This is a genomic window from Pannonibacter sp. Q-1, from assembly GCF_054073275.1.
Genome location: NZ_JBSXNB010000007.1, coordinates 146,915 through 164,646, shown reverse-complemented (window position 1 = coordinate 164,646; position 17,732 = coordinate 146,915). Strand labels below are relative to the sequence as shown.

Here is a 17,732-nt window from a genome sequence, read left to right as displayed (position 1 = left end):
AATACTTGACTCTTAATATCAGGTTTTATATTTCCCGGTTTGTATGAACGGCCGTCATCCTTGCCGTTCTCCCAGCCAGCCCAAAGCAAGCAGTCACACTGTAGACCGGCTCCATCCGCACAGCGGGGAGCTGCCGGGGAGCTATTTTCATGTCGAGATACGAAGGGCGCAAAGCCCTCTGGCTGGCGGGTTGCGCCGGCCTCGCCCTCCTGTGCGCGCAGCAAGGCCAGGCCCTTGCTCAAACTGCCGCCCAAACCGCCACCCAGCCGGACGCTGCGGCCACTGATGCGCAGGCAAGGGCTGATGCGCAGGGGCTGATTACCCAGCTCAGCCGCGTCACCCTGTTCGCAGACCGGCAGGAAACGGCGGTTCTGGATGTTCCCGCGCATGTGTCCGTCGTCACGGGCGCGGATATCGAGCGGCTGGGCATTTCCGACATGCAGCAGCTGACGCGCTATCTGCCCGGTGTCACCGTGGCCCGGCAGACCAGCGCCACCGATCCGTTCAACACTTTCGGCGGCTTCACCGTGCGCGGCGTCGGCGGCAACCGGGTGCAGATGCTGGTGGATGGCTCGCGCGTCGCCGAGCGCATCACCGATGGCACCCGCGACTATCTGGACCTCAATTTCGTCCGTCAGGTCGAGGTGGTGCGCGGCCCGGCCTCCGTGCTGTGGGGGGCGGATGCCCTTGGCGGCATCGTCGCGGTGGAAACGCTCGATCCGGAAGACGTGCTCAAGGGCCGCAGCATGGGCGGGCAGGGCCGGGTGGCCTATGACAGCCTTAACGGCTCGGGCACGGTATCAGGCGTGTTTGCGCAGCGCTGGTCGGACACATTTGCCGTTCTGGCGGCGGTTTCCCGCCAGTCGGGGCATGAGGCACGGCTCTCCAACGCCCGCGCCGATGGCGGCATCTATGGCTGCCCGCGCAATCTGACTGCCGGACAGTTGCCCTGCAACAAGCTCGACAGGATGGGCACGGACAGCTACCGCGGCCTGCTGAAGTTCGTCTGGACGCCCACCACCGAACACCGGCTGGAGCTCTCCGCCGACATGATGCGCCGGGATACGGATGTGGACTACACCCGCACCCTCGGCCGCCAGACCAATGGCAACACGGTCACCTCCTATGACCGCAAGCTGGAGCTGACGCGCCACCGCTTCGGCGCCGAGCATCAGTGGACGCCGGAAAACGGCCTGCTGGATTCGCTGAAGACCTCCTTCGCCTTTGCCCCGCACAAATATGACCGCAGCGGTCTTCTGCGCGGCACAACGGCCGCCCTGCAGGCCTACCGGACCGAGGACCTGCTTGGCTATTCGGAAGATTTCTACGAACTCGACGTTCAGGCCACCAAGAGCTTCAACACCGGGGCTCTGTCGCACGAACTGACCTTCGGCTTCGACGGGGATTATTCCACGCAGGACTATGTCCGCCGCGACCGCACCACCAACCTCGTCACCGGCGCGGTGACCGAGGCGCGGGCAGGGGGCTTCAACTTCGCCAATGCGCAGACCCGCCGGGCGGACGTGTATGCGCAGGACAAGATCGGCCTGTTTGACGGCAAGCTGGAGCTGACGCCGGGCCTGCGCTTTGCCACCTACCGCATCGAGCCCAAGCCCGATGCCGACTACAAGCTGGTGGCAGGCTCCCCGCCGTTCGTGCGGCAGGACAACGAGCTTCTGAAAAGCCTCGGCGCGCTCTACCGGGTGGACCAGACCTGGTCCGTCTGGGGCAAGTATGGCGAGGGCTTCAAGATGCCGACCGCCCAGCAGCTCTACACTTCCGTTCCCGGCAGCTTCTTTGATCTTGTCCCGGCAATGGACCTGAAGCCCGAATATGTGCGCTCGCTGGAAGCTGGCGCAAGGGCAGAGATCGACAACGGCTATGTCGCCGTCACCGCGTTCCATGCCCGCTACACGGACTTCATCCAGAACTTCTACAACCCGCCGGGCACCAGCATCTACACCTACCGCAACCTCTCCAAGGTGCAGGTCTGGGGCATCGAGGTGGAAGGGGCCTACAGCCTGACGCGGGATCTGACGGCCACCGCCAGCCTGTCCTGGCAGAAGGGCATCCAGAATGTCTCGGCGGATGCGGACACCACGGCGCACACGCTGCCGCCGCTGACGGCGGTGCTGGGTCTCAGCTACGCGATTCCCGACTACAACCTGACGCTGGATGCGGTGACGACCTTGGCAAGCCCCGTCTACAAGGTGGGCGAGGTCAACGGCTTCAAGCCGGGCGGCTATGCCCTGCTGGATTTCTTCGCCAGCTGGAAGGTCAGCGAGATGGCGTCCTTCGATGTGGGGGTGAAGAACGTCTTCGACACCCGTTATTTCGAGGCCTCCGCCGCGGGCATGACCCTGCGCCCCTCCACGTCCGTTGCCAGCCAGAACCCGCTGGAGCTGCAGACCGGCGCCGGGCGGACCTTCTCCGCCGCCTTCAACGTGAAGTTCTGAGCCCATGCGCACAGTTCTCGCCCGTATCTTCCGCCTGACGCGGCTTGCCGCGTCGGGCCCCGGCGCGCCGGTGGCGCTTATCCTTTATGCTGTTGTTCTCAGCCTGCAATTTGCCGCCGTCTGGGTGTCGGTGCAGCTCATCAACTGGTTCAAGGTCTTCTATGACGCGCTGGAACAGCGGGATGCAGCGGAGGCGCTGCTTCAGGTCGGCCACTTTGCCCTGCTGACAGCCGCCTCTGCCGCCTGCTTCATCACCGGCGACTGGCTGCGCAAGCGGCTGCAGATGCGCCTGCGCGAGCGGCTGACGACTTGCGTGCTGGAGGCCTGGCTCGCCAACAAGGCCTACTGGCATCTGCGCCCCGGCTTTTCGGCGCAGCCGGTGGACAATCCGGACCAGCGCATTGCCGAAGACTGCCGCAAGTTCATTGAGCGGCTGCTCATCGAAACGCTGGACGTGATCTCCAATGTGGTGGCGCTCGTCTCCTATGTGGCGGTGCTCTGGTCGCTCTCGGCTGTTCCGCTCAGCTTCACCCTGTTCGGCCATGATGTGGAGATCGCGCGCTACATGGTCTGGGCAGCCTTCCTCTATGTGGCGGTGTCGAGCCTGATGACCCACCTGCTGGGCCGTCCGGTGAAGGGGCTGGTGTTCCAGCAGGAGCGGCGCGAGGCGGATTTCCGCCATGCGTTGATGCAGCTGCGCGAAGGCACCGATGAAATCGCCCAGTCCTCCGGCGAAGAAGCCGAACGCCGCCGCCTTGAGCGCAGGTTCGGTGAAGTCCGCCGCAACTGGCACCGGCTCATCCGCGCCGAAGTCATCCTCGGCCTGTTCGTCCGGCCCTATGTGCAGACCATCCTGCGCATTCCCACCTTTCTGGCGCTGCCCGTCTATTTCGCCGGGAACCTGACCCTCGGCGGGCTGATGCAGCTGGCACAGGCCTTCTCCACCACCGCAACGACGCTCAGCTGGTTCATCTTCTCCTACCGGGATCTGGCGGAATTCGTCGCCGTGTCGGAGCGTCTGGATGGCCTGCTGGCGCTGGCGCGCCATCCGCAGACGCCTGAGGGCGTGCCGCAGGCGGTCACACGCGGGCCTGCCCCCGGCGGCGGCCTGGCGCTGCGCGGTGTGGCGCTCTCCACCCCGCAGGGCATGCGGCTGGCGCCGGTTCCCGATGTGGCGCTGCGCCCCGGCCAGTGCCTCTGGGTGGCCGGGCCATCGGGGGTGGGCAAGAGCACGCTGCTGGCGGCGCTTTCCGGCCTCTGGCCCTTTGGCGAGGGCCGCATTTCCATGCCCGAGGGGCCGCGCCTTGTGCTGCCGCAGGCCCCGCGCGTCTTCCCCGAGGGCCTTGCCCATGCCGCAACCTATCCGCTGGAGCCGGAGGAGGTGGGGCGCGAGGCCATCGAGACGGCACTGAGGGCAGCCGGCCTCGGTCACAAGCTCGCCGCGCTGGATCTGCCGGGGGCGGAGGGCTTTGCGGGCCTGTCCATGGGCGAGCGCCAGCGCCTTGCCCTGGCGCGGGTCTTCATCCACCGGCCAGCCGTGCTCATTCTGGACGAGGCGACCAGCGCGCTCGATGCCCGCAGCGAGGTGGATCTGCTGGCCCGGCTGCGGGCGGCGCTGCCCGGTGCCACGATCATCTGCGCCGCCCACCGTCCCCCCGAAGCGCTGGGGGACTACGTGACCCTGCATCTGACCGCCTCGGACGCGGCAAACCGCCCGGAGCCTGAATTATCCGCCACAGGAGCCCTTGCATGAGTGAAGAGATCAAACGCCACCGCCTGGATGCGGCACCCGCCTCCGTTTTGGCGCTGCTGCCGGAGATGGACCGGCTGATGGTGATTGTGCGGTCTGGCGGCAGTCTGCACGAGCGGATCGGGCCGGTGGAGCGGGTGGTGCGCGAAAGGGATCTGCTGCGCATCGAAGGCGCCTGCCATGGCAGCGAGATCCGCCTTCCCCTGATCAAGGCGGTCGATTTCGACACGTCTTCCGTGATGAAGGACAAGGTCTATCCGCGCCTTGATTTTCTGGGCTCTGACGGCGGCGTGCTGTTCTCCGTGACCGGCATGGAGGGCGAGGCACCCTTTGCCGCCGCCCTTGCGGCCTTCCCGCGCCTGCCGTCCCTGCGCCCGGAACACCCCGGCACACCGGCGGGGCCGGAAGCGGCAGAAGAGGGCGATGCAGGCGGGGCCTTTCTGGCGGGGCTGACGGGCAAGGGTGAGGCGGCGATCCGCTTCGAGACGCCTGCCATCACCCAGCAATGGACCGGCCCGGTGGAGACCATCCGCCCGATGAGCGGCTATTTCAACATCATCACCAGCCACTTCCATCTGCATCTGCAGGCCGGCAGCGTCAGTGGCTGGAGAGAGGCGGACGGCTGGCAGCATGCGCTTGGCGCGGGCGGCGAAGCAGGTGCCCTTGCGATCCGCCACCCGGCAGCCGCCGCATGAGCGGGCACTCCTCCCCCGTCCGTCCCGGCATCTGGCTGGCGCCAGCGGATGGGCCGGAAGGCGGGCCAGAAGGCGCGGTGCACGTCAGCCATCAGGAGGTGCTGCGCCGGGCGGCTGCCGCGCCCGCCGTCCTTTTGGGCGAGCAGCATGACAAGGTGGCCCAGCACCGCTGGCAATTGCATGTGGCCGCCGGGCTTCTGGCGCTGCGGCCCGGCATCGTCATGGGCTTCGAGATGTTTCCCGCAAGGCTCGATCCGGTTCTGGCCCGCTGGGTGGCCGGGGAGCTGAGCGAGGCGGAGTTTCTGGAACAGGCGGAATGGGGCACGGTCTGGGGCTTTCCGGCAGAGCTTTACCTGCCGCTGTTCCGCTTCTGCCGCCAGTTCGCCATCCCCATGCACGGGTTCAACTGCCGCCGCGCGCTGGTCAGCGAGGTGGGCAAGGAGGGCTGGGAGGCCATCGCGGAAGAGAACCGCGACGGGCTCACCCCCGCCGTGCCCGCCACCCCGGCCTACCGGCAGTATCTGTTTTCAATCACCGGCGGCGGCGCGCCCAACCGCAAGGCGGCGGGCCCCGAAGATCCGGCCTTCGACCGCTTCGTCCGCGCCCAGCAGGTGTGGGACAGATCCTTCGCCTGCCGCATCGCCGCATTACGCAACCAGCCGGAGGCGCCGCTGGTGATCGGCATCATCGGGCGCGGACATCTGGAATTCGGCCACGGCACCCCCGCCCAGCTGGCGGACCTTGGCATCACCGGCACGCAAGTCCTGCTGCCCCATCTTGATGCAGCCCCGCCCGCTGCGGGCATCGCCCATGCGCTCTTCTGCCTTGATCCGGAGGAGGTGTGAGGGTTCACCCTGCCTGACCGGCCAGAACATGCAGGGCGAGGAGGAGGCAGAGGAGGAGGGCGAAGCTGCCGCCCAGCCCCACCTGCCAGCCGCGCCCGGCGTGGCGCAGCTCGGCGAAGACCAGCAGCACGGTCATGACCTTGACGAAGGTGAGCGCGAAGAGCAGTGGTGCGAGGCTGGCGGGCAGGGCGCTTGCGGGGAGGGCAATGATGGGGAGTGACAGGGCGGTCAGCACCAGAAGTGCGGCCGCGCTGATGTGCAGGGCTCTCATCGCATCACCTCAGGATATAGACCGTGGGGAAGATCAGCAGCCACACGATGTCGGTGAAATGCCAGTAGCGGACAAAATCCGGCAGGTTCTGCGCCTGTGACCGGGCAAAGGACACCAGCAGCAGCACCAGCCCGAGGATGACATGCAGGGCGTGGAAGCCGGTCAGCAGGTAATAGATCTGCGCGAAACTTTCCTCATAGCTGAAGGCCTCAAGGCTCTGCGCATATTCGCCCGCCTTGAACACCAGAAACAGGCTGCCGAACCCTGTTGCCCCGGCGAGAAACGGCCGGATGCTGCGGCCAAGGCGCTGGCGCTCCACCGCAATGGCCGCCAGCCAGCCGCTGAGGATGAGCGCAAAGGTCTCCATCAGCGCCGCAGTGCCGGAAAGCTGCGCCTGCCCGGCGAGAAAGGCCTCCCGGTTCAGCAGCTTTGCCACACCAAAGCCGCCCAGCAGCAGGGCAAACACCGCAACATCACCGAGGATGAAGATCCACATCAGCACATTGCCGGGCAGGCCTTCGAGTTCTTCATGTTCCAGCGGGGCAGCGGTCGACGGGTGGGGCATCGGATGGGCTTTCATGTTCGCGCTCACGGCGGCAGTTGGTGTTGACCCGGCACGGCGTTTCAGCTTCCAGCCCCCTTGAGGGGCAGTGTTTACATTGGATGCACGGAGGAGGAGTGCACAGGCATGATGGCAGGGCCCCTCCGCCCCCCTCCCCCTGGTGGGGAGGGGTGAGGGGTGGGGGGCTCCGAGCCTGCAAGGGTTTGAGAAGGCGGACTTTTCCTGAAGAAGCTGGAGAGGAGAAACGGGCTGTAATCAATGGATACTCTGCCAGCCGGATAGGCCTTCCCCCCACCCCTAACCCCTCCCCACCAGGGGGAGGGGGGCGGAGGCGCCGTACCGGAATGACCAGAACGCAGGCTTTCCTCAAACCATAACCGGGGAGCCTGACTGGCAGTCCGTTGTGAACACTGCCCCTCAAGGGGGATGGGAAACGAGAGGCCCTGCCACGGATCAAATGCCTCACTGCCTCCAATGCAAACCCAGCTCATGGCAGGAAGAACCGGCTCTGCGTTGCCGCTTCCCCGCCGTTTGCCGGGTTCTGCAGGGTGAAGCGGATGTCTCCGGCGAGTTTACGGCTGCCTGTCAGCGTCACCCGCAGCTTGCGGCTGCCATCGGCGGCAAGGTCCACGGCGAGGCTGCCATCTTCATCCGGCTCAAGTCCGGGGGAGGCGAGGGTGAGCGGGGCAGTGCCCGTGGCCGACAGGCGGATGAGTGCTGCCTCGCCCGTGGTGTTGGTGATCCGCACCTCATAGGCATTGCGGATCTGGCCATCGCTGAGCTGCACGGCGGCGGGGCTGCGCTCGTGGATGACGGCAAGGGCCAGCGTGGCACGCTCTGACAGGTGGATGGCCATGCCGGCGGCCAATGCCAGCGCGGCGAGCGCAATGGCCAGCACCTTGGGCCGCAGCAAGCGCACGGGCAAACGTTGCTGGCCCTGCATCTCGCGCTCGATGTTGGTCCAGCTCTCGTAGTCGATCAGCCCGCGCAGCCGGTCGAGGCGGAACATGGTGCTGTCGCAGGCATCCACGCACAGGCCGCAGTTGATGCAGGCAATGCTCGGCCCCTGGCGGATGTCGATGCCCATGGGGCAGACGGCGACGCAGGCATTGCAATCGACGCAATCGCCCGCCGGAAGGCCCATGTCCCGGGCGGTGACGGCCTTCTTGGCCGACATGCGCGGCTCGCCCCGCTGCGGGCGGTAGTTCACGGTCAGCGCCTGCGCATCCCAGATCGCCCCTTGCAGGCGGGGCCAGGGGCACATGAAGGTGCAGACCTTTTCCCGCGCAAGGCCCGCGAGGCAATAGGTGGTGAAGGTGAGCGTCAGCACCATGCTGTAGGCGAGCAGCGGTGCGTCGCCCGAAGCAAGACTGCGCAGCAGGGTCGGCGCATCGGCGAAATAGAGCACGAAGGCGCCGCCCGTGGCCGCCGCAATGCCCAGCCAGACCACGTGCTTGGCCGTCTTGCGCCAAAGCTTCGAAAGGGTGAGCGGCTGCTTCAGCGCCTGCATCTGCTGGCGGCGGCCGCCCTCGAACTTGCGTTCGACCAGCAGGAAGAGATCCGTCCAGATGGTCTGCGGGCAGAAGAAGCCGCACCAGACGCGCCCGGCCAGCGCATTCATCAGCACGAGAATGAGGGTCGCGAGCACCAGAAGGCCGGTGAGGTAATAAAGCTCCTGCGCCCGGATTTCGATGAAGAACACGTAGAAGCGCAGATTGGCGAGATCAAACAGAACCGCCTGATCCGGCTGACCGGCCCCGCGCCCCCAGCGCAGGAAGGGCAGCACGTAATAGACCGCAAGGCACAGCACCAGCAGCCGCCATTTCAGCGTGCGGAACTTGCCCGTCACCGCCTGCGGAATGACGCGGGTGCCATTTGCGGCGGGCAGGCCCTGCGGCCGGGGCGGCCTTGCAGCGATTGGCTTTGCAGAGATGGGTTTGCCCGTTATAGGGGGAATGATCTGATAGGTCATGGCCTGCCGATCCGCACCCGCCAGATCTGCGGGCCGCTTTCCAGAGTGTCCCAGGTGAAGCCCGCGACGGACCGCTGGGCGAATTGCGCCTTGAGGGGCGAGGGGTCGCGGTCGTTGACGAGATCGAAGAACCCGCCGGGCTGCAGGGCGTCGAAGGTTTCGCACACAAGCGCCCGGCGGATGACGCAGGGCAGGCCGCAGACATCGATGGCGGGGATGGTCTCGAACTGCGGAACGGTCATGCGGGCCTCCGGGCATTGTCTTGCAGGATCAGCCGGATCCTGACAGGGCGGGGGCGCTGCTTCTTTGTGCGGGCACAAACTCGGCAGGCGCAGGCGCCGCTAATGTCCGGCGCATGTCCCGTGACGTTGCGCCGCCTTCTCCCGAACTCACGCCCGCCATCACGCCCGCTGCTGGCCGCCTGCTGCCGTGCCAGCCACTGTTTCTGCTGGCCGGTCTCTGGGCATCGCTCGTGCCGCTGGTCTGGCTGCTTCCGGCCGGATGGCTGCCGGAGCGCGGGATCTGGCATGCGCGCGAGCTTCTGCTGGGCATGGCAGGGGCAGCGGCCGGCGGCTATCTGCTGACATCCCTGCCCGCCTGGACACAGGGGCAGCTTGCCCCGCTCCGCGTGACAGCGGGGGCCGTGCTTCTGTGGGGCCTGGCGCGGGGGGCGGCGGGCCTGGAGCTGATGGCCGTGCTGCCCGCAGGCGGCTGCATCGCGGGCCTTGCCAATGCCCTGTATTTTCTGTTCGTCGCCATGGTCCTGGCGGTGCCGCTGGCCCGCGCCGGAACGCTGGCCCGTGCCGGAGTGGCGGGCCGGGGCTGGATTGCGGCGGGGCTGATGCTGGCGGCTGCGGCAGGTGCGGGCCTGTCCGGCTTCGGGCACGGGCCTGCCGCCGTCCTGATGCTGCCCTTCACCCTGCTGCTGGCCCATGTGGGCGGCAGGGCGGTTCCTGCCTTCACGGGCGTCTGGCTGGCGCGGATATCCGCCGCAGCCGCCCCGCCTCAACTCCTTGCCCCGGTTCCCCTGCTGCCGGTCATCGCCGCCGCAAGCCTGCTCGAATGGTCCGGCTGGCGGGTGGCGTCCGGCTGGCTGTGGCTCGCCGCGGCGGGGCTCGTGCTGGTGCGCCTGCCGTCCTGGAAGACCTTCAGAACCGTCCGCTATCCGGCGCTCTTCTGGCTGCACATTGCCTATGCTTGGCTCCCGGCCGCCTTCCTGCTCCAAGCTTTGGCCATCTGGCGGCCGGAGCTGAGTGATCCGGCCTCCGCCCGCCATGCCCTGACGATAGGCGCCATGGGCGGCATGATGATGGCGGTGATGCTGCGCCCGGCGATGCGGCGGCATGACCGGCGCCTGCTCATGACACCGCTGATGACCACCGCCCTGATGCTGGTGCAGATCTCGGCGCTGCTGCGGGTTCTGGCTGCGGGCATCGCGTTTGACGGGGCGGTGAAAGCGGCTGCGCTCGCCTGGGTCCTTGGCTGGGCCTGCTTCACCTGCGCCTTCTGGCCCGCCGTCTCCGGCCCCGTCCCCCGCCCGGCCTTCAGCGCGCGGCGGGAGTGAAGCTGGAAGAGGTTGCGCTGGTTCCGTCAGGTTGCTGCAGCATGATCGCGGTGAGTTCTGCGCGGTGGCGCATCATGGTGGTGTGGAGGGCTTTGTCGCGGTGGAGGGCGGCGGCGGCTTCCGGCTGCGGGGTGAAGATCCGCATGGCAAAGCGCATCGCCTCGCCCGCCTCATGGACAGAGGGGAAGGCCCCGGCGGCTACAGCGGCATGCAGGGCGGTGCCGAGCAGCACCGCATCGCAGTTCGCCGGAACATGCACGCTTGCGCCCGTGGCATCGGCATGGAGCTGGGCCAGCAGCGCGTGCCCGGCAAAGCCGCCGCCGAGCAGAAGCCGCTCCGGCCTGCCAGCGTCAGTGGGTTGATGGTCGAGAATATGGCTGATGCCGCAGGCCAGCGCGACGCAGCTGCGCCAGTAAAGCCGCAGCAGCCCCTCTTCCGAGGAGTCCAGATCCAGCCCGGCGAGGCTGGCCGTCAGGCGCGGATCGGAGACGGGCGAGCGGGTGCCGTGGATATCCGGCAGCACGGTGATGGGCAGGCCGAAATCCCGGCCTTCGCTTTGCAGCCGCGCGCCGATGGCATCCAGAATGGCCCGGTGCCGCGCCTGCGATGGCTCGCCGCCGCCGGGGTGTGTCTTCAGCACATGGTCGAGAAAGGCACCGGAGGCGGACTGTCCCGCTTCCAGCAGATACAGCCCCGGAATGGCCGCGCCCTCGAAGCCGCCCCAGCAGCCGGGGCCGGAAACGGGCGTTTGCGTCAGCCGGATGATGCAGCTGGACGTGCCCGCGACGAAGGCCGCTTCCTGCGCAAGCGGCGCTGGCTCGCGCTCCCCGGCGGCAAAAAGGCCGAGGGCGCCGGCATAGGCATCGATCAGCCCCGGCGCCACGAGGCAGGCGGTGGTGAGCCCGAGGGCTTCCGCCGCTTCCGCCGAGAGATGGCCCACCGGCTGGTGGATGGGCTGCGACTGCGGCGGCAGGCCCGCGCGCTCCATCAGATCCTCAAGGCCCGCCTTTGCCAGAAAATCCTGCGGCGGCGCGCCGGGCGCTTCCGGCGTATAGCCCCATTTGGAGGCCATGGGCGAATGGCTGCGGGTGGTGGCGCCTGTGGCCCGCCAGGTCAGGTAATCGGCAAGATCGAAGATGAGACCGGCCCGGCGCCATATCTCCGGCAGGTGCCGCTTCAGCCAGAGCAACTTCGGGATCTGCATTTCCACCGAAAGCCTGCCGCCGAACCGGGCCAGCAGCGGATCTTCGATGGCGTTGCACTGGTCCGTCTCCGCGATGGCGCGGTGGTCCATCCAGAGAATGGTGTCGCGGGTTGCAGCGCCCGTGGTGGAGATGGAAAGCGGCTGGCCCTGTGTGTCGCGCACCACCAGCGAGCAGGTGGCGTCAAAGCCGATGGCGAGAATATCTGCGCCCGCAAGACCGGCCTCGCCGAGGGCTGCGCGGACCGCGCGGCAGACGGCGGACCAGATCTCTCCGCTGTCCTGCTCCATGTGCCGGGCCTGGGGGCTGTGCAGCGACACCGGCACAACGCAGCGGGCGAGTTGCTGGCCGCGAAGATCGAACACACCGGCACGCGCGCTCCCCGTACCAACGTCCACGGCCAAGATGTGGTCAGGCATCCGTTATGTCTTCCGGTCTCCTCGCTGGGAGCACAAACTGAAGCAATTCCGGCATGCCGTCAAACCGTGCATCGGGCTCAAGGTCCTTCAGCGCGGCGGTGTAGGAGGCGTGGCGGGTGTGCGCGCCGCCAGTGAAGGCAATCACGCCCATGCCTGCGGCCTGCGCGGCCATGATCCCGGCGGGGCTGTCCTCGATGACAAGGCAGGCCGAGGGCTCCACGCCCATGGCCGCCGCCGCATGCAGGAAGAGATCCGGCGCGGGCTTGCCATTCTCAACCATGGTGGCGCTGAAGATATGCGGCGCGAGCCCGCCGAGGAGGCCGGTGAGGGAGAGCGAGAACTCGATGCGCTCGCGCTGGCTGGAGGAGGCGACACAGCAGGCGATGCCATTGTCCTTCAGCGCGCCGATCAGCGCCGCCACCCCGGTGATGGGCTGAAGCTCCTGCCGGAAGCGGTCATACAGCACCTCGCGCATGCGGCTGAGAAACGGCGGATCGATCTCCACGCCGAATTCGGCCGCAACCGTTTCGCTCAGCGAGCCAAGGCTGCGGCCCAGAAACCGGCGGGCGGCGCCATCCGCATCAAGGCGGATGCCCTTTTCCGCAAGGGCCCCGATCAGCACGTCGAGCGCAATGGCCTCGCTGTCGACAAGCACGCCGTCACAATCGAAAATCACCAGCCGGATCTGCTGCGTGGTCATGGATAGTCAGCTCGCAAGGGTTCCATTCAGATAGCGCCGCAACGTATCTGCCGTGCCATGCGCCCGCAAGCTGGCCAGCGCCTCGCCGAAGCGCTGGCGGAAGCGCGGATCAAGACCCACAGGCCCGAAGATATCGGCCAGGCCGGTGAAGGCGTCCGGATCGGCGCGCGCGGCAAGGGCTGCGGCATGCAGCCGCTCTGCGGCCGGATCATTGAAGGCGATCGGCTTGCCGCCATCACTGACGCCCTCGAAATAGCGGCACCACAGGGCGGAGACGAGGGCAAGGCCCTGCACGTCGAGCCCTGCTGCCAGACGGTCCGCGGTGGAGGGCAGGATAAATTTCGGCTGCCGGTTCGATCCGTCCTGCGCCAGGCGCGGGATGGTGTCGCCGATCTTCGGGTTCGAGAAGCGGCTCTCGATCAGCGCGAAATAGTCCTCAAGGCGGGTGTCCGGCACGGGCGGCACCACGGGGATGATTTCCTCATGCTCCAGCTTGGCAAGGAAGCTGCGGATCAGCGGGTTTTCCATCGCCTCATGGACGAAGTGGATGTCCATCAGCGCCGCCGGATAGGCAATCGCCGCGTGGCCGCCGTTGAGGATCCTGAGTTTCATCAGCTCGTAAGGCGCCACATCGGGCACGAAGGTGACGCCCGCCAGCTCCAGCGCCGGGCGGCCCAGCGGGAACCGGTCCTCCAGCACCCATTGCTTGAAGCCCTCGCAGAACACCGGCCAGCCGTCTTCGATGCCATAGGCCTCCGCCGTCATGCGGATCTCCCGCTCGCCCGTGGCCGGGGTGATGCGGTCCACCATCGAATTGGGGAAGGCGACATTGGCGTGGATCCAGTCCGCGAAAGCCGGATCGGAGAGGCGCGCCAGCCCGCAGACGGTGGCCTCCGTCACCTCGCCATTGCCGGGGATGTTGTCGCAGCACATGACGGTGAACGGGGGAATGCCCGCCGCCCGCCGCGCCTTCAGCCCGGCGATGATCAGCCCGAACACGGTCTGCGGATGCTCCGGGTCCTTAGCGTCGGCGATGATGGCCGGATGGGCGGCATCGAACGTCCCCGTGGCCGGGTCGATGAAATAGCCCCCTTCGGTGATCGTCATGGAGACGATGCGGATCTGCGGGGAGGCGAGTGTGTCCATGATGCGGGCAAAATCCGGCGCGGTGATCATGTCCAGCATCGGTCCGGTGACGGTGGCGCCGGAGCGGTCCGCATCCTGCTCGACCACGGTGGTGAGGAAATCCTGCCCCTTCAGCACCTCGTGCATGCGCCGGTCGGAGGGCATGACCCCGGCGCCGATGATGCCCCAGCCGAGATCCCGTCCGGTGTTGAACAGCTCGTGCAGATAGACCGCCATATGGGCGCGGTGAAAGTTGCCGGTGCCGAAATGCAGGATACCGGGCGTGAGGTCTTCGCGGCGGTAGGCGGGCAGGACGGCCCGGCCCTTGAGGCTGGCGAGCGTTGCGAGCGAGAGCTTCGTCGTCATGAGTGCAGTCCTTGACTGGCGGGGGAGGGGCGGGAGGGCCATGCGGCCCTCAGCTCATCCAGTTGCCGCCGTCCACATTGTAGGTCTGGGCGAGGATGTAGGCGGCCTCGGCCGAGGCGAGGAACACCGCCATGCCGGTCAGGTCTTCCGCCCGGCCCATGCGGCCGAAGGGCACGGCCTCGCCCACCAGCTTCTTCTTCTCGCCAAGCGGCCGGTTCTCGTATTTCGCAAACAGGGCATCCACCCCGTCCCAGTGCTCGCCATCGACGACACCGGGGGCAATGGCATTGACGTTGATGCCATGCTTGATGAGGTCGAGTCCGGCGGACTGGGTGAGCGAGATGATCGCAGCCTTGGTGGCGCAATAGACGGCGACCAGCGGCTCGCCGCGCCGCCCGGCCTGGCTGGCCATGTTGATGATCCTGCCGCCTTTGCCGCGTGCAATCATCGACTTCGCCGCCGCCTGCAGTATGAACAGCGTGCCGGCCACGTTGATTGCGAAAAGCCGGTCATAGCTTTCCCGCGTGATCTCCGTGATGGGGGCAAGATCGAACAGGGCGGCGTTGTTGATGAGGATATCCAGCCCGCCCTGCCGCTCCTCGACTGTGCGCACGGCGGCATCGATCGAGGCCTGATCGGTGACATCGAGCTTCACCGCATAGGCGGCGCTGCCGATTTCCGCTGCGGTTTCGGTGGCGCGGAGAAAGTCGATGTCGGCAATGGCGACGGTTGCGCCCTCGCGCACATAGGCTTCGGCAAAGGCCCGGCCGATGCCCCGCGCCGATCCGGTGATCAGGGCGGACTTGCCCTCCAGTCTGCCGCTCATTGCGCCTGTCCCTCGCCGTTGAACCTGTGCAGGCGTGTGAGATCCGGCGTCACGTAGACGGTGTCGCCATGGCGGACGGGAAATTCGCCGCCGGTGCGGGTGGTGATGGTGCCCGCGCCCTCCACCTCCACATGCAGGAAGGTGTCGGAGCCCAGATGCTCGGCCACGGTGACCTTGCCCTGCCACAGCCCGCTGTCGAGCGAGAGGGTGACATGCTCGGGCCGGATGCCGATGGTGTGTGCCCCATGCTCAGCGGCGGTGGGGCCGCTGATCAGGTTCATCTTCGGCGAGCCGATGAAGCCGGCGACGAAGAGATTGGCGGGGGAGCGGTACAGCTCCAGCGGCGAGCCCACCTGTTCGATGCGGCCCTTGTTCAGCACCACGATCTTGTCGGCCATGGTCATGGCTTCCACCTGGTCGTGGGTGACATAGATCGAGGTGGCCTTCAGCTTCTGATGCAGCTCGGTGATTTCCAGCCGCATGGCAACGCGCAGCGCCGCATCGAGGTTCGACAGCGGCTCGTCAAACAGGAAGCAGCGCGGATTGCGCACGATGGCGCGGCCAATGGCGACGCGCTGGCGCTGGCCGCCGGAGAGCTGACCGGGACGGCGCTCCAGATAATCGGTGAGATTGAGGATGCGCGCGGCTTCCTCCACCTTGCGCTTGATTTCCGCCGGATCGGCTTTCGCCATTTTCAGCGGAAAGCCAATGTTGGAGCGCACGCTCATGTGCGGATAGAGCGCGTAGGACTGGAACACCATCGCCAGGCCGCGCTGTGCGGGCGGAGTGCGGGTCTGGTCCTTGCCGTCGATGAGGATGCGCCCGCCGGAGGCATCCTCGAGCCCTGCGATCAGCCGCAGCAGCGTGGACTTGCCGCAGCCGGAGGGGCCGACGAAGACCACGAACTCGCCATCGTTGATCTCAAGGTCGATCCCCGGAATGACGGCGTGTTCGCCGAAGGACTTGGAAAGCTGTTCGAGTTTGATGCTGCCCATCAGCGGGGTTCCTTACTTGACGGCGCCAAAGGTGAGACCGCGCACGAGCTGCTTCTGGCTGAACCAGCCGAGGATCACGATCGGCGCGATGGCCATGGTCGAGGCGGCGGAAAGCTTTGCCCAGAACAGGCCTTGCGGACTGGAGAAGGAGGCGATGAAGGCCGTGAGCGGCGCCGCATTGGCCGTGGTCAGCCGGATCGTCCAGAAGGCTTCGTTCCAGGCCAGGATGATGTTGAGCAGCAGCGTCGAGGCGATGCCCGGCAGGGCCATGGGCGTGAGCACATGGACGATCTCGTTGAAGAGCGAGGCTCCGTCCATGCGCGCTGCTTCCAGGATTTCGCCCGGGATCTCGCGGAAATAGGTGTAGAGCATCCAGATGACGATCGGCAGGTTGATCAGCGTCAGCATCACGGTGAGGCCGGTGCGCGTGTCGAGCAGGCCGAAGTCACGGAATATCAGGTAGATCGGCACCAGCACGGCGACGGCCGGCATCATCTTGGTGGAGAGCATCCACATCAGGATGTCCTTGGTGCGCTTCGTCGGCGAAAACGCCATGGCCCATGCGGCGGGAATGCCGACGAGAAGCGCCAGCACCGTCGAGCCCACGGCCAGCACCACCGAATTGAGGAAGGGCTTGATGTAGTCGCGCTGGGTCTGCACCGTGACATAGTTCTCCAGCGTGAAGCTGGGGATCAGGCTGAAGCCGCGGATGGCCTCGGTCTCGGTCTTCAGGCTGGTGATCAGCGTGTAGAGGATGGGGAAGAAGATCACGAGTGCCACCGTCCAGGCGATGAGCGTGACCGTGATCTTGCGGCGGGTGCTGGTGGCGCGGGCCATGTGCGTGTCTCCTTACCGGTCCAGGTTCTTGCCGGCGGCGCGCATCAGGAAGATGGCGACGATATTGGCGAGGATGACGGCGGTGATGCCTCCCGCTGATGCACCGCCCACGTCATAGCCAAGCAGCGCCGTGCGGTAGATCAGGAAGGCAAGGTTGGTCGAGGCATAGCCCGGCCCGCCATTGGTGGTGACGAGGATCTCGGCATAGACGCCGAGCAGGAAGATCGTCTCGATCAGGATCACCACGGTGATGGCGCGGGCCAGATGCGGCAGCGTCAGATAGATGAACTGGTTGAAGGCATTCGCCCCGTCCATCTCCGCCGCTTCCTTCTGCTCCACATCCAGCGACTGCAGCGCGGTGAGCAGGATCAGCGTTGCAAAGGGCAGCCACTGCCAGGCGACGATGATGATGATCGACAGCAGCGGATATTGTGCAAACCAGTCCACCGGATTGAGCCCCAGCGCCCGGTTGATATCCGCCAGCACGCCGTAGCCCGGATGCATGATCATGTTCTTCCACACCAGCGCGGCCACCGGCGGCATGACGAAGAAGGGCGAGATCACCAGAATGCGGACAATGCCCTGTCCGAACATGGGCTGATCCAGCAGTAGTGCCAGCAGCAGGCCGCCCACGATGGTGATGAGCAGCGCGCCGCCGACGATCAGCAGCGTGTTCCAGACCGACTGGAAGAAGGCCGCATCCGTGTAGAAATAGCGGTAGTTGAACAGCCCGGCGAAGCTGACATTGGCCGGGTTCAGCAGATTGTAGTTCTGGAACGAGAACCACAGCGTCATCGTGAGCGGCACGATCATCCAGATCAGCAGCAGCCCGACGGAGGGTGCCATCATCAGACGTGCCAGTGTGCGTGTGTTCTGAGTAGCCATGATGAAATCTTGCCCTGATGAGCGCTGCGCCAGAGGCCGCAAGGACCCGGGGAGCCCCGCCCGGACCCCTCATGAGAGGCCCGGACGGGGGAGGTGTGAGTTATTGAGCCGGAGTCCGCTCTTGATGAGACGCCTCTGCTGCCTTTCCCCTCGTGGGGCAGTGTTTGAAACAGACGGCCAGCAGGTGGATCGAGCCTTCCTTTTGCCGCAGCACCCCTCTCCCCCCTTGAGGGGGAGATGTCTGCGCCAGCAGACAGAGGGG

16 protein-coding genes are annotated in these 17,732 nt (G+C 66.5%); 5 read left to right on the top strand and 11 right to left on the bottom strand.

What is annotated here, in order from left to right:
• Positions 1–149 precede the first annotated feature (149 nt).
• The 4 genes from ACVNHC_RS19300 to ACVNHC_RS19285 are packed head-to-tail and all read left to right on the top strand — an operon-like array spanning position 150 to position 5,746.
• The gene (locus tag ACVNHC_RS19300) at positions 150–2,456 is read left to right on the top strand and encodes a TonB-dependent hemoglobin/transferrin/lactoferrin family receptor (RefSeq protein WP_457168809.1); all 2,307 of its coding nucleotides are present in this window, start codon (positions 150–152) and stop codon (positions 2,454–2,456) included.
• Positions 2,457–2,460: 4 nt separating this feature from the next.
• Positions 2,461–4,209: an ABC transporter ATP-binding protein/permease gene (locus tag ACVNHC_RS19295; RefSeq protein ID WP_457168807.1), complete on the top strand. Its 1,749-nt coding sequence runs from the start codon at positions 2,461–2,463 to the stop codon at positions 4,207–4,209.
• Entirely contained in the window at positions 4,206–4,901 is a 696-nt protein-coding gene (locus ACVNHC_RS19290; protein WP_457168805.1) for a hypothetical protein, read from the top strand. The genes ACVNHC_RS19295 and ACVNHC_RS19290 overlap by 4 nt, the downstream gene beginning before the upstream one ends.
• Positions 4,898–5,746 (top strand): ChaN family lipoprotein, encoded by an 849-nt coding sequence (locus ACVNHC_RS19285; RefSeq protein WP_457168803.1) that lies wholly within the window; start codon positions 4,898–4,900, stop codon positions 5,744–5,746. The genes ACVNHC_RS19290 and ACVNHC_RS19285 overlap by 4 nt, the downstream gene beginning before the upstream one ends.
• A gap of 4 nt (positions 5,747–5,750) precedes the next feature.
• Here the strand turns inward: ACVNHC_RS19285 and ACVNHC_RS19280 are convergent, their stop codons facing one another.
• The 4 genes from ACVNHC_RS19280 to ACVNHC_RS19265 all read right to left on the bottom strand — a co-directional run bounded on the left by ACVNHC_RS19280 (position 5,751) and on the right by ACVNHC_RS19265 (position 8,793).
• Positions 5,751–6,017, bottom strand: a complete 267-nt coding sequence (locus tag ACVNHC_RS19280) for a cytochrome C oxidase subunit IV family protein (RefSeq protein ID WP_457168801.1) — start codon at positions 6,015–6,017, stop codon at positions 5,751–5,753.
• A 4-nt stretch (positions 6,018–6,021) separates the two neighbouring features.
• The gene (locus ACVNHC_RS19275; RefSeq protein WP_457168799.1) at positions 6,022–6,597 is read right to left on the bottom strand and encodes a cytochrome c oxidase subunit 3; all 576 of its coding nucleotides are present in this window, start codon (positions 6,595–6,597) and stop codon (positions 6,022–6,024) included.
• Between the two features lie 469 nt (positions 6,598–7,066).
• Complete coding sequence (ccoG, locus tag ACVNHC_RS19270) at positions 7,067–8,551, bottom strand: cytochrome c oxidase accessory protein CcoG (protein ID WP_457168797.1); 1,485 nt, start codon at positions 8,549–8,551, stop codon at positions 7,067–7,069.
• Positions 8,548–8,793, bottom strand: a complete 246-nt coding sequence (locus ACVNHC_RS19265; RefSeq protein WP_122521648.1) for a DUF2249 domain-containing protein — start codon at positions 8,791–8,793, stop codon at positions 8,548–8,550. Before ACVNHC_RS19265 ends, ccoG begins: the two co-directional genes overlap by 4 nt.
• 113 nt (positions 8,794–8,906) lie before the next feature.
• Here ACVNHC_RS19265 and ACVNHC_RS19260 point away from each other — a divergent pair, with 113 nt between their 5' ends.
• On the top strand, positions 8,907–10,115 hold the full coding sequence (locus ACVNHC_RS19260) for an NnrS family protein (protein WP_457168795.1): 1,209 nt from the start codon (positions 8,907–8,909) through the stop codon (positions 10,113–10,115).
• Here the strand turns inward: ACVNHC_RS19260 and ACVNHC_RS19255 are convergent.
• From ACVNHC_RS19255 to ACVNHC_RS19225, 7 genes are read right to left on the bottom strand one after another with little or no spacing between them, the layout of a single operon-like run.
• A complete protein-coding gene (locus ACVNHC_RS19255; protein WP_457168793.1) occupies positions 10,096–11,736 on the bottom strand; it encodes an FGGY family pentulose kinase in 1,641 nt (546 codons plus the stop codon). The genes ACVNHC_RS19260 and ACVNHC_RS19255 overlap by 20 nt on opposite strands.
• Positions 11,729–12,436 (bottom strand): HAD family hydrolase, encoded by a 708-nt coding sequence (locus ACVNHC_RS19250; RefSeq protein ID WP_457168791.1) that lies wholly within the window; start codon positions 12,434–12,436, stop codon positions 11,729–11,731. Before ACVNHC_RS19250 ends, ACVNHC_RS19255 begins: the two co-directional genes overlap by 8 nt.
• 6 nt (positions 12,437–12,442) lie before the next feature.
• Positions 12,443–13,927, bottom strand: coding sequence for a mannitol dehydrogenase family protein (locus ACVNHC_RS19245; RefSeq protein ID WP_457168789.1), 1,485 nt, complete (start codon positions 13,925–13,927; stop codon positions 12,443–12,445).
• Positions 13,928–13,976: 49 nt separating this feature from the next.
• On the bottom strand, positions 13,977–14,753 hold the full coding sequence (locus tag ACVNHC_RS19240; RefSeq protein ID WP_457168787.1) for an L-iditol 2-dehydrogenase: 777 nt from the start codon (positions 14,751–14,753) through the stop codon (positions 13,977–13,979).
• Positions 14,750–15,748 carry an ABC transporter ATP-binding protein gene (locus ACVNHC_RS19235; protein WP_122521673.1) on the bottom strand — a complete coding sequence of 333 codons (999 nt, stop codon included), beginning with the start codon at positions 15,746–15,748 and terminating at the stop codon, positions 14,750–14,752. The genes ACVNHC_RS19240 and ACVNHC_RS19235 overlap by 4 nt, the downstream gene beginning before the upstream one ends.
• A 12-nt stretch (positions 15,749–15,760) precedes the next feature.
• Positions 15,761–16,585 carry a carbohydrate ABC transporter permease gene (locus ACVNHC_RS19230; protein ID WP_050473731.1) on the bottom strand — a complete coding sequence of 275 codons (825 nt, stop codon included), beginning with the start codon at positions 16,583–16,585 and terminating at the stop codon, positions 15,761–15,763.
• Between the two features lie 12 nt (positions 16,586–16,597).
• Positions 16,598–17,470 carry a carbohydrate ABC transporter permease gene (locus ACVNHC_RS19225; RefSeq protein ID WP_186392320.1) on the bottom strand — a complete coding sequence of 291 codons (873 nt, stop codon included), beginning with the start codon at positions 17,468–17,470 and terminating at the stop codon, positions 16,598–16,600.
• Positions 17,471–17,732: the final 262 nt, after the last annotated feature.